Source organism: Falsiroseomonas oryzae, from assembly GCF_027856955.1.
Lineage (GTDB): Bacteria > Pseudomonadota > Alphaproteobacteria > Acetobacterales > Acetobacteraceae > Falsiroseomonas > Falsiroseomonas oryzae.
The window spans coordinates 1-13,125 of record NZ_JAPSMD010000014.1 but is presented as its reverse complement, the minus strand read 5'-3'; the positions used below and the strand labels follow the sequence as shown (position 1 = coordinate 13,125).

The 13,125-nt window shown below is 73.9% G+C and carries 1 protein-coding gene; it reads right to left on the bottom strand.

Annotated elements, in window-relative coordinates; translation table 11 throughout:
• Position 1: 1 nt before the first annotated feature.
• On the bottom strand, positions 2-13,093 hold the full coding sequence (locus OZN99_RS03490; protein WP_270933782.1) for a hypothetical protein: 13,092 nt from the start codon (positions 13,091-13,093) through the stop codon (positions 2-4).
• Positions 13,094-13,125 lie beyond the last annotated feature (32 nt).

Here is a 13,125-nt window from a genome sequence, read left to right as displayed (position 1 = left end):
CTCAGTAGTCCTCCTCGGCGATGTTCGGCAGCAGCACGTCGGGGTCCAGCGCCGGCGCGTCGGACCGGATGTCCACGCGGTCCGGCAGCGGCAGCAGCACCGGCTGCACGATGGACGGGGCGATGCAGTTGATGGTGTCGAGCACGCAGCCGTTCATGCGGTAGAGCGCCTGCTCGCTCGGCGAGGTCGTGGTCACGCGTCCGGACTGCGCCGCGGCGCTCCCGTCGAGGCCGTTGAGCGAGCCGGTGAGGTCGAGCGCGAGGGTGCCCGGCACTGTGACCGCCGGTTCGCCATGCACGCCCAGGCGGCCGGCGATCAGGCTGCCGCTGGCCGTCCCGCCATCGAGCAGCAGGAACAGCGGCGACTGCCCGGCATCCAGGTTGAGCAGCACAGCGCCGGCCGGGTTGGACGTCGCAGCGCCGCTGCCGTCGGCCACGCCGAAGACGAGCGCGTTGGGCGGCAGGGCCCGTCGCTGGGTTGCCACCTGCCAGACCTGCTGCGCGGGATCGAGCGCAGGGACGTCGCGCGTGGGAGGCGTGAAGACCGAGGGCGCAAGGCCGCGAAGGGCCGTCGGGCTCCGCCGCGTCTCCAGGATGACGAGCGGCAGCGCGCCCGCATCGCGCGGCACGACGCTGGTGGCACTCGATCCCGTCATCGAGACGCCGCCGCCGCCGGCTGCCAGCATCGCGGTCCCGAGCCGGAAGGAGGTGCCCGCCATGTCGACGATGCCGCCAGTGTCGCCCGCCGGGCCAGCCGCCAGCACGACGTATTCCGCCGTGTAGTTGCCGCCCACCAGGCGCAGCAGGCCGCCGCTTCCATCGGCCGCGAGCGTCAGCGTGCCGGGCGCCGTCGCGGTCACGCCGTTGGCCGTGAGGCTGGCGCCGCCCCGGATTGCGGCGCTGCCCGACCGCGCGGTGATGCTGGTGCCGGGCAGTGTCACCGCGCCGTCCGCCACCACGGAGACGGAGGCCGCGTCGAGCGGGCCGAGCAGCGTCACCGGCGTCCCGGCGAGGTTCAGCGTCACCGCCCCGCCGGCCGTCACGGCGTCGATCGTGCCGATCCTGTTGTTGCCCGCCATCTGGATGGCGCCGGAGGCGCGCGCCGTCAGGCGGGCAGCCTCGATCCGTGCTCCCGTCTCCTGGAGGACGCTGCCGGCATCCGCGAGCAGGGAGATTTGTCCGCCCGGCAGGAGGATGGCGCCACCGGTCTGCGCCAGGTCGCCGCGCTGGGCGCGCAGTTCGACGCGCGCGCCGTTGCCGGCCTGCATCATGCCCGCGAGCGCCATGCCGCCCGGCCCAGCCGCCGTACCAGCCGTCGCAGCGATGTCGCCCGTCGCGGCGTAGGTGCTGCCCGGCTGGCCGATTATCGCGCCGCTGCCGCTGGTGAGCACCAGATTGGAGCGGGCCTGGACGGTGGCGCCGAAGCTCGCCGCAGCCGGCATGGCGGCGGCACCGGGCTGCGCCGCGGCGGTCTGCGCCGCCATCGTCCCGGCGGCGTTGTTCAGGGTGCTGCCGGCGAAGACGGTCAGGTTCTGGCTCTGGGCCGTGAAGGTGCGCCCGAGCAGCGTCACCTGCACCTCGTTCACCGGCACGATGCCGGCGACCACGGCGGGCCCCGCGAAGGGCTGGAACTGCGCGCCTTCGATCAGTCCGGTGTTGACGACGTCCCCGCCTTGCGCGGTCACGTTGCCGGCCACCAGCGTGCCCGCGTTGGTCACGGAGCCGCCGGCGGTGACACTGCCAGCGGCGACCAGCAGGCCGCTGCCGCCGACCGTGATGTCGCCGGAGACGGTCACCGCACCAGCGACCGCGAGGCGGTTGGCCACGCGGAGGCTCGTGCCCTGCAGGCTGCCGAGAACGGCATCGCCCGACGCCGCGAAGTCCTGCACGTCGCACGCGCAGCCGTCGAGGAAGATGCTGCCGATGCTGCCAACCCGCCTCGCCGAGCCGGCCACCAGCGTGCCCGGGCCGGAGATGGTGCCGGAGGTCGTGCCGACCGCGCCACCGGCGCGGATCTCGCCCTGCAGCGCGATGCCGGTGCCGGCCTGCACCTGGGTTGCCACGACAAGGCCCGCGCCGGTGCCCACGCCGATGTCGGCGCCCGACCCGGCCGCGAAGGCATTCACCTGCGCGGTCGGCGCCAGGGTCAGGCCGGACTGCGCGAACACGCCGCCGCCGCCACCCGGCGCCCCCCAGCCGAGGACAACCCTCGCACCGCTGCCCAGCGTGACCGCGCCGGTCTGGGAGCGGACCTCGGAATTGCCGACCGCGATGCCCGTGCCGTAGGCCACCGTGCCCGCGCCGAGGCCGAGGTCGCCCTGGGCCAGAAGGCGGAGCGTGTCCGCACCGCGCAGCGTCTCGGCGGCGCGCCCATAGGCCGCGCTGCCGGACGGCGGCGGCCCCGCGCGCAGCGAGACGCCATCGGCGACACTCAGCATGCCGGTCGAGGCGAGGATGGTCAGCGGCGCGGCGGTACCGCGGGTCTGCACGTCGCCCGTCACCACCAGGTTGCCCGCGGCGGTCAGGCTGAAGCCGCCGGCGGCCGGGGCCGTCGCAGCGAAGCCGGTCAGGACGGCGGCCGTCTCGGGCACGTCCGGAATGCCGTCTGGTGCGGACACCGCGAAGCTGCCGGTCTCGGTGATCGGCACCAGGCTGGCGATGCCGTTCGGCCGCGGCGCCGCCTCCGTGCCGAGCGCGACCCGCCCGCCGGCGATGCCGGCGAGCTTGCCCACCGACAGTGCACCGCCCTGCTGCAGGATATCCCCGCCGCTGAACAGCTCCAGCCGCGGCACGGACGCGCCGAAGGCCAGCGTCTCCGCCCCGAGCGTGATGGTGCCGGCCGCCGGCGTGCGCGTGCCCTCGAAGCCGCCGGCGACGCGGGTGTCGGTCGCCACGGCACCGATCCGCAGCAACCCGTTCGCGCCGAGCGAGATCCGCGATAGCTCCGACGCTGCCAGCGTCATGCTGCCGGCCTCCGGTGTGCCGAAGCCGAGCGCGATCGGCCGCCCCTCGGCCGCCGTGCGCAGCGTGACGAGGCTGGAGGATCCCGCGCGGTCGGGCGCGGCCACGGCAGCACCGATCTCGAGGTCGTTGGCCACAAGCATGATGCGGTTGGCCCGGATCGGCTGCGCGACGGCCAGCCCGGTGTTCGTGGCCGCCGTGGTGACGGCATCCCCGACCAGCAGGGTCACCGCGGCGATATCCGTCCCGGTCGCGGTCTGGATGCCGGCAACGCCGCTGGCAGCGTCGTCCCGCACCGTCATGGACACGCCGCTGCGCAGGGTCACGCGGGCGCTGTCCACGGCCCGGACGGCAACCTCACTGATGCGGTTGCCGGTGCCGGTGGCGAGCTGAACGTCGCCCGCGGTGGCGCGCACCGCAAGGCCTTGCACGTCGAGCCCGCCGCCGGTCTGGGTCACGCTCGTCCCGCGCAGCTCCAGCACGCCGACCGCTGGCGTGCGCAGGTCGGCGGTGCCGGAGAGGATGATGGATTGGTTGCCGTCGCCGGTCGGCGCCAGGGTCGTCGCGTCGAAGCCGCCGCCGACGCGCAGCCGCGCGGCGCGCAGCAGGGCGCCCGGGTTCACCGCCGCCACGCCGCTGGCATTCGCACCCCCGATGTCCAGCGTGCCGTCCGCGATGCGGGTCAGCGTGACCGTCCCGAGCGTGCCGCCCGCGGGGCCGGCCGCCAGGGAGCCGTTGGCCAGGGTGAAGGCGTCGGCGAGCAGCGTGATGCCGGCACCCGCGCCGGTCGTCGCGATCAGGCCGGCGACGCCGATCGCCGGCGCGATGACGGCGACGTCGTCGTCGGCCGCGACGTTCCCCACGGCCAGCCCGGCGGAGCGCATCGACCGCAGGCTGATGGCGCCGGTCGAGGCGGCGTCGAAGCCTGCGACCTGGTTGTCGCGCAGCAGCGTGATCGTGCCTGCGCCGGTCGCTCCGCCGCCGGCCTCGCGCACGTCGAGGCTGCCGGCCGTCATGATCCCGCCGGTCTGCGAGACCGCACCGTTGCTGCGCAGGCCAAGCGAATTCGCGGTGCCGACATTCAGATTGTCGGTCAGGGTCAGGCTGGCGATGCCCGTCAGCGTGCTGGCGCCGTTGGCCGTGACGGCGCCGATGGTGGTGGCGCGTGTCGAGACGAAGACCACGCCGCCGCTGGACGCCGCGGTGAAGAATCCGATGTCGTTGAGGCTGCCGAGCGTCACCGGTCCGGCATTTCCCCCCGCCGTCCCGCGGATGTCGAGCGTGCCGGCGATGATTCTTCCGGTCACCTGCTGGGTCACTGGCTGGTCCGTACGGAGGTCAAGCCGGTTCGCGGCGCCCACATCGACCAGCCCGATGATGTCGAGGCCGGAATCGCCGCGAAGGATGCTGTCGGCCGTCGCGCTGACGTTGCCGATCCCGACGCCGCCGCTCCGTACGGAACGGAAGGTCACGGCACCGCCGGCCTGGCCGGCGAAGGTGCCGACGTCGTTGGCGAGGTCGAGCGTCACGGCGCCGGATGGCGCGCGGGCCTCCAGCGCGGCGGACGAGACGATCCGCGTCTGCGTCAGGTCGCCGGCGTCGCCCGCCAGCAGTACCGCGCCACCGGCGGTGATGCCGACCGTGCCGGACACCATCCCGACATTCAGCGCGTCCGTGTCGCGGAAACGGAAGTCCAGGCCTGCCGAGCCGGCGACATCGCCGGCGATCGGGTTCGCGACGGTATGGAGAAGCACCGATCCCGCATCGGCGCGCGCCCGCAGCGCGGCGCCGGAGACGGTTTGCGTCTGGACGATGCTGCCGGCGGTCGATCGCAGGTCCACCGTGCCCGGCGCGCTGATGCCGTTGCTGAGCCCGTCGAGGCCGGACACGCTGCCCACCTCGAAGCCGGTGACGCTGCGCAGCGTGAAGCCGTTGGTCCCGCCCGCCGCCGAGCCGGCCACCGCGCCCGTCACCTGGTTGAGCGGATGATCGAGCACCACCGCGCCGGCCAGCGCCCGCGCGCGCAGCGACCCCGCCGCGATCGCCTGCGTCTGCGTCACGTTGCCGCTATCCGCCCGCAGGTCCACCGTGCCCGGCGCGCTGATGCCGTTGCTCACCCCGTCGAGGCCGGACACGCTGCCCACCACCAGCCCGCTGCCGTTGCGGAAGGCGAAGCCGTTGCTGCCGCCGGCCGCGCTGCCCGCCACCTCGCCGGTCACGGCATTGAGGCCGCCCAGCTGCACCGCGCCGGCCAGCGCCCGCGCGCGCAGCGACCCCGCCGCGATCGCCTGCGTCTGCGTCACGTTGCCGCTATCCGCCCGCAGGTCCACCGTGCCCGGCGCGCTGATGCCGTCAGTGCCGAGCACGCTGCCCACCGCCAGCCCGCTGCCGTTGCGGAAGGCGAAGCCGTTGCTGCCGCCCGCCGCGCTGCCCGCCACCTCGCCGGTCACGGCGTTGAGGCCGCCCAGCTGCACCGCGCCATCCAGCGCCCGCACCCGCAGCGATCCCGCCGCGATCGCCTGCGTCTGCGTCACGTTGCCTGTATCGGCCCGCAGGTCCACCAGCCCACCGGACGCGCTGATGCCGTCCGTGGGGGCCACGCTGCCGATGGCGATGCCGTCGTTGTCGCGAAGACGGAAATCCGTGCCCGCGGTGCCGGCCACCTCACCGGCCACGCGGTTCGCCGCGGCGTCGAGCAGCACGGAGCCGAGCGTCGCGCGCGCCCGCAGGGCGCCTGCGGTGAGCACGGCCGACTGCGTGATGTCGCCGGTCGTCGCCAGCAGATCCGCCACGCCCGACCGGGCATCCACGGGAGCATCCAGGGCCAGCGCGCCGGCGCTCAGCGTCACGCCCAATCCCTCGACGCTGCCAGCGACAGTCAGGGCGCCGCCCGTCGCGATCCGCACCGCCCCGGACGCCTCCGTCGCGCCCAGGGTCGATATGCTGTTGCCGGGCCGCTGCACGACGAAATCGCCGCCGCTCGCGCTGCCCTGCAGCCGCGCCACGGAGAGCGTGCCGCCGGTCTGCGTGACGCTCGCACCCCGCAGATCCAGCACCCCCACATTGGTGAGTGCCTGCACGCCGGAGATCTCGATGGCACCAGGCACCGGTGCACCGCCGCTGCCCGTGCTGCGCACCTCAAGCGTCCGCGCCGTGATCAGCCCGAGGCTCGTGCCGGCGCCGAGGACCAGGTTCGTTGCGTTGTTGAAGGGCTGAAGCACCACCGTGCCGTCCACGGTGCTGGCCTGGATGGCCGGGCCAGCGCCGCTCAGCAGGATCGCGTCCGCAGTGAGGGTGATCGTCCGACTGGAGCCGTCCGCGCCGACCAGCCCGGCAGTGCGGGTTATGGTGCTGCCGGCCGGCGTGCCGCCGAAGGCGGTCAGGTCGACGTTGCCGCCGCTGGCCGCGATCGCTTGTGCGACCGAGATGCTCGGCGCGCTCAACACGATGCCGCCGGACAGGCTCGTCAGGCCGCCGCCTGTGTTCACCAGGCCGCCGCTGGGCGCGGGGAACGAAATGGCGGGCACGATCGACAGGTCGCGCACCGAGCGGAACGCGATGTTGCCGCGGTTGGAAGCGCCGACGCTGTTGACCTGGTTGTCGCCGAGCAGCGTGACGTCGCCTGCAGCCGCGAGCGCGAGACGCCGGGTGGACACCAGGCCCAGCCCGCTCTGCGTCACGTTGGCCGGAACAGCCGGACCGAAAGTCGGCGAGAGGCTGCCGCCAAAGGCGGCGAGGCTCACGGTGTTGCCGCCGATGACCGGCCCCGCCAAGGCGATGTCCTGGCCCCACAGGTTGACCACGCCCGCATCCGGCCCGACCAGGGTGCCGGAGGTCACCGAGCCTGTCGCAGAGACCACCAGCGCCCGCGCGGTCTCGATCCGCACGGTCCCTGCCCCGGTGCTTGCGACCGCGCCGGCCACCGTCACGCTCGCCGCACCCGCCCCGTTGAACAGCCGGATGTCAGTGCCCGCCGTCACCGCCCCGATCTGCGGGAAGGCGTTGTCCACATGCGCCAGCGTGACGGCGCCGGCCGCCTGCGCGGTCAGCGTGCCCGCGGCGACCGCCTGCGACTGGGTCACCGAACCGGCGGCGGCGACCAGGCGCACCGTGCCGGGCGCGCTGATCCCGTCGGTCCCGGCGACGCTACCGACCACCAGGCCGCTGCTGTCCTGGAAGGCGAAGCCGTGCGGCGTGCCCGCCGTGCTGCCGGCCGCGCTGCCCGCCACCGCGCCCAGCACGGGGTTCGCGACGCTGTCCAGCACCACCGACCCGGCGAGCGCCCGCGCCCGCAGGGTGCCGGCGTTGATCGCCCGGGTCTGCGTGATGTCGCCCGCATCCGCCAGCAGGTCCACCACGCCCGGCGCGGTGATGCCGTTGGCGATGCCGGCTGTGCCGACGGCCAGCCCGTTGGCCGTGCGCAGGCGGAACGCCGCGCCGGCCGTGCCGGCCACGTTCCCGGACAGCTCGTTGGCGACCGTGTCGAGCAGCACCGAGCCGTTGGGAGCGTCGACATGCATAACGCCCGTCGTGATGACGCCGCTCTGCGTCACGTCGCCGGTCGATGCCAGCAGGACCAAACCGGAGGCGTCCACCGTGCCCGTCAACGCGAGCGCACCGGCTCGCAGGAACACCAGGGAGCCGGTGATCGGTCCGGCGACCGTCAGCGTGCCGGTGCTGGCGACGTTCACGCTGCCCTGGGCATCGACCGGGCCGAGCGTCCCGATCGTATTGCCGGGCTGCGAGACATTGAAGTCGCCCCCCGTCGTCGCGCCCTGCAGCCGCGGCACGGAGAGCGTGCCGCCGGCCTGCGTGACGCTCGCGCCGCGCAGGTCCAGCGTGCCCACAGTCGTGAAGTCCAGCGTGCCGGAGAACTGCACCGCCCCGGCCACCGGCGACGCGCCGCGACCGAGGCTGCGCAGCGACAGCGTCTGCGCGGTGATCTGCCCGAGGCCGCTCGCCGCGTTCACCACCAGGTTCGTGGCATTGCCGAACGGCTCCACGATGACCGTGCCGTCGGTGGTGTTGGCCGACACCGCAGTGCCGATGCCGAACTGGATGGTGTCCGCCCGGAGCGTGACGCCGGTGCCCGCCGTGGGCGCGCTGATGAGCCCCGCGGCGCGCGAGATCCTGCTGCCGGTCGGCGTGCCACCCCGCGCTTCCAGCAGCACGTTGCCGCCATTCGAGGTGATGTTCTGCGTGACGGCAATGCTCGGCGCGCTCAGCGTCACACCAGGCGCATCAAGGCCCGCGGGGATCGCCGACGCCGTGTTGGACTCCGGCAGGAAGATCCCCACGGCGGCGCCGGTCGCCAGGTCCCGCGTGCTGCGCAGCGTGACGGCCGCCGCAGACCGTGCCGAGATCTCCTCCACACCGTTGTCGAGCCCGAGATCCGTGGTGCCAACGGCGGAAACGCCGAGGCGCCGCGTGGTGATCACGCCGAGCCCGCTCTGCGTGATGGTCGCCGGCGCCGTGGACCCCGCCGTGCCGTTCAGGCTGCCGCCAAAGGCGACCAGCGTGACGGAGCTGCCGCCCGTCACCGGGCCGGCCAGCGAGATACTCTGGCCCCAGAGATGCACGTTGCCGCCGCCCAGCGAGTTCGACGTCACCGAACCCGTCGCCGAGACCAGCAGCGGCCGCGGCGTCTCGATGCGCACGGTGCCGGCGCCGGTGCTCACGACCGCGCCGGTCACCGTCACGCTCACCGGCCCCGTCCCGGTCAGAATGCGGATGTCGCCGCCAGCGTTGACCTCGCCAATGCCGGCAAAGTTGTTGGCCGCAGCGTCCAGCACGACCGTCGTCGTAGCCTCCGCCGCGATGGTCCCGGCTGTGATCGCCTGCGACTGCGTCACGGAACCGCTGGTAGCGACGAGGCGCACGGTGCCGGGCGCGCTGATCCCGTCGGTCCCGGCGACGCTGCCGACCACCAGGCCGCTGCTGTCCTGGAAGGCGAAGCCGTGCGGCGTACCCGCCGTGCTGCCGGCCGCGCTGCCCGCCACCACGCCCAGCACGGGGTTCGCGACGCTGTCCAGCACCACCGACCCGGCGAGCGCCCGCGCCCGCAAGGTGCCGGCCGTGATCGCCCGGGTCTGCGCGATGTCGCCCGCATCCGCCAGCAGGTCCACCACGCCCGGCGCGGTGATGCCGTTGCCGGCACCCGCCGTGCCGATGGCCAGCCCGTTGGCCGTGCGCAGGCGGAACGCCACGCCGGCCGTTCCGGCCACGTCCCCCGACACCTCGTTGGCCACCGTGTCCAGCAGCACCGACCCGGCAAGAGCGCGCGCGCGCAGCGACCCCGCCGTGATGGCGCCGCCCTGCGTCACATCGCCCGTCGACGCCAGCAGATCCACGAGACCGGCTCCGGTGTCCACCGTGCCCGTCAACGAGAGCGCACCGGCCTGCAGGGTCACGGCTGATCCGCTTACCGGACCGGCGACCGTCAGCGTGTCATTGGTGGAAACCCGCACGGCGCCCTGGGCATCGACCGGGCCGAGGGTGCCGATCGCGTTCCCCAACTGCGACACGTCGAAGTCGCCCACCGTCGTCGCGCCCTGCAGCCGCCCGACCGCCAGCGTGCCGCCGGTCTGCGTCACGCTCGCGCCGCGCAGGTCCAGCGTGCCCACCGTCGTGAAGTCCAGCGTGCCGGAGAACTGCACCGCCCCGGCCACCGGCGACGCGCCGCGACCGAGGCTGCGCAGCGACAGCGTCTGCGCGGTGATCTGCCCGAGGCCGCTCGCCGCGTTCACCACCAGGTTCGTGGCGTTGCTAAAGGGCTCCAGGACGACGGCGCCGTTGGTGGTGTTGGCGGAGACCGCGGTGCCGATGCCGAACAGCACCGTGTCCGCGCGAAGCGTGACGCTGCTTCCCGCGCTCGGCGCGCTGATCAGACCGCCCGCGCGCGCGATCCGGCTGCCGGCCGGCGTGCCGCCCCGCGCCTCCAGCAGCACGTTGCCGCCGACGGAGGTGATGTCCTGCGTGATGGTGAGGCTCGGGGCGCTCAGCGTCAGGCCGGGCGTCTCCAGGCCGGCCGGAATGCTGGGCGTGGCATTGGTCGCGGGAACGAACAACGCGACGGCACCGCCGGTCGTCAGGTCGCGCGTGCTGCGGAGCGTCACGGCGCCCCCTGTGTCCGCCGAGACCTCCTCCACCGCATTGTCGAGCCCGAGCGTCGTCGTCCCGACCGCGACGATGCCAAGCCGTCGCGTGGTGATCGCGCCGAGGCCGCTCTGCGCGATGTTGGCCGGTGCCGTCGCACCGGCCGTGCTCGTCATGCTGCCGGCGAAGGCGACCAAGGTGACCGACGCGCCACCCGTCACCGGGCCGGCCAGCGCGATGTCCTGACCCCAGAGATGCACGTTGCCGCCGCCCAGCGAGCTCGACGTCACCGAACCCGTCGCCGAGACCAGCAGCGGCCGCGGCGTCTCGATGCGCACGGTGCCGGCGCCGGTGCTCACGACCGCGCCGGTCACCGTCACGCTCTCCGGACCCGTGCCGGTCAGAATGCGGATGTCGCCGCCAGCGTTGACCTCGCCAATGTTGGCAAAGTTGTTGGCCGCAGCGTCCAGCACGACCGTCGTCGTCGCCTGCGCCGCGATGGTACCGGCTGTGATCGCCTGGGTCTGCGAGATGCCGCCATTGTTGGTCCGCAGCGACAGCGTCGCCGTGCCCACATTGACAGCCCCGCCGACAACGAGCCCGGCGACGTTGCGCAAGGTGCTGTTGCCCGCGGCGGTGATGGGGCCGAACTGCGTGATGGCGTTGCCGTCGCCGCCAATCGAGAATCCGCCGCTGCCTGCCGTGCCTTCCAGCGTCGCGACCGTGATGCCTGCCGCCGTCGCCGCCTGAGTCACGCTCACGCCACGCAGGTCCAACGTGCCGATCCCGGCCAGGGTGGCGTTCACGGCCCCATTGACCTGCACCGTCGAGGTGCCGACGCCACTCGGCGCAAGGGTCGCGCCGTCGAACCCGCCGCCGATCCGCAGGCGCGAAGCGAAGTCGATCGCATCGAGTGCAGCGCTGCCGACCGCCAGGCCGCTGCCGCCGAAGACGGCGATATTGCCCGCGGTCAGCCGTGTCAGGGTGACCGTGCCGGGCGTGCCGACGGCGCCGGGCCGCAGCCGGTCGGCGCTGCCGAAGGCGAGGCTGTCCGCGATCAGGACGATCTCGCGCGTGGCGTCGCCCTGCGCCGAGATCAGGCCGGTCACGGTCAGCGCCGGTGCGGCCATCCGGACGTCCCCGGACAGGGCGTTGATTCCCAGCGCCTGGTAGGTGGCCCCCGGATTGCCCGGAAAGGCGACGTTGAAGCTCGTCTCCGGCACCTGAACCGCGCGATCCGACCGGATGGCAATGGCGCCGCTCTGCGCCAAGGCGTTCGCGGCGAGGATGCGGTTCGCGTCCAGGGGCAGGCTGACGCTCGCCGCGCTGGTGAGCAACGCGCCGGCCGTGACGGTCCCGGCACCGGACTGCGTCACGCTGCCGGTACGGTCGGCGGCGATGAAGCTGCTCGAGGAGGTCAGCGACACCTGCGCCCCGCCGGTGACCGGCCCGGCCAGGACGATCCCGTTGCCCCAGAGATGCACCTGCCCGGTGCCGGCCACCGGAGCCTCAGCCGTGCCGCCGAGCGAGCCGGCGGTGACCGAACCGGTCGAGGTCACGCCGAGGCCACCCGTGGTCGAGATGCGCGCCGAGCCGGCGGCCGCGGCGGTGACGGCGCCCGTTACCGACAGGGCGCCGGTGTTGTTGACCAGCACGTTGCCGCCCGAGGCGATGCTGCCGAGGCTGGCCAGCGCGTTGGTGGCGAGGTCCAGGACGAAGCCGCCGCTGCCCGCGCCCCCCGACAAGGCGCCGGCCGTGACCGCCGCGGTCTGCTGCACCGCGCCGGCCGCGGCCCGTGCGCGAAGCGTCAGGCTGGCCGTCCCGACATTCACCGGCGCTTCCAGCCGCACCAGGTTGTTGGCGATCAGCTCGACATTGGTGCCGCTGCGCAGGATGCCCGCGCCGGCGAGGGTCAGGCTGTCGGCGGTGACGGTCGCGGCCGGCGGTGGCGCCGGGGTCCCCGTCCAGTTGCGGACGCCCGCCGAGGTCTCGCCGAGCCGCAGCGTGCCACCCGTCGCCAGGCTGATGGTCGTCGTGTTCGCCGGGATGAAGGGGGCGCTCGCCGCGCTGCTGGGCCCGATCTCCACCAGCGTCGTCGCGGCCCCGCCCAGCGTGGTGTTGCCGCCGAGGCTCACGCTGTTGGCGCGCAGCGAGACGATCGGCGCCTCGATCGTCACGGTGCTCGCCCCGGGCGTCGTCGTGTTCAGCGTGGCGGCCGTGACAGTGACGTTCGTGCTGGCGAGCAATGCGACGGCGGCTGCCTGCCCCGGGTTGCTGGTGATGTTCAGCGTGCCGGTCCGGAAGCCGAGCATGCCCTCGCTGACAATGATCGAGCGATTGACGTTGATCGTGCCCGACGTGCCGGCCGCGGCGCCCGTCTCGAGCAGGACGTCACCCGCCGTCTCGCGATTGATCGCCGCATTCACGTTGATCGTGTTGTTGGCCTGCAGCAGGACCCGCGTGCCGCCGGTGAAGCCGTTGATCGCCGCCGCATCCACGTCGATCGTGCCGGTGCCCGCGTCGGTGAACGCGATCAGGCCGGGATTGGCGCCGCCGGTCGGCGGCTGGCCGTCCAGCCCGCCGGATTCGACGATGTTGATCACATCCGGGTCGATCAGCAGCGTGCCGCCCTGCCCCGCCGGCGCGTCCAGCTGCACGTCGCGGCCAAGCGTCAGCGCGCCCTGGCTCGAAACCTCGATGAAGCCGCCATCGCCGCCCTCCGGCCCGCCGCGGGCGGCCAGGCGCCCGAGCACCGAGGTGCTTTCGCTGCTGTTGACGACGATGGTGCCACCGTCTCCGCGCGCGGTCGCGTCGGCGCGCAGCTCCGCCCCGGCCTCCACGACCGTGCTCTTTGCCATGCTCTGCGCGCGGCCGATGCCCGTGGTGCCGGCGAGCACCGTGCCGCCGCCGCCGGTGCCGGAGGCGTCGAGCTTGGCGCCGCCGAGCACCGCCACCCCGTCCTTCGCCTGCACCGCCACCAGGCCGCCGCGCACCGTCGCACCGGTACCGTCGCCGCGCGCGGTGACCTGGCCGGCCACCGTGACGCGCCCGGTCTCCGCGCCGCCGAGCT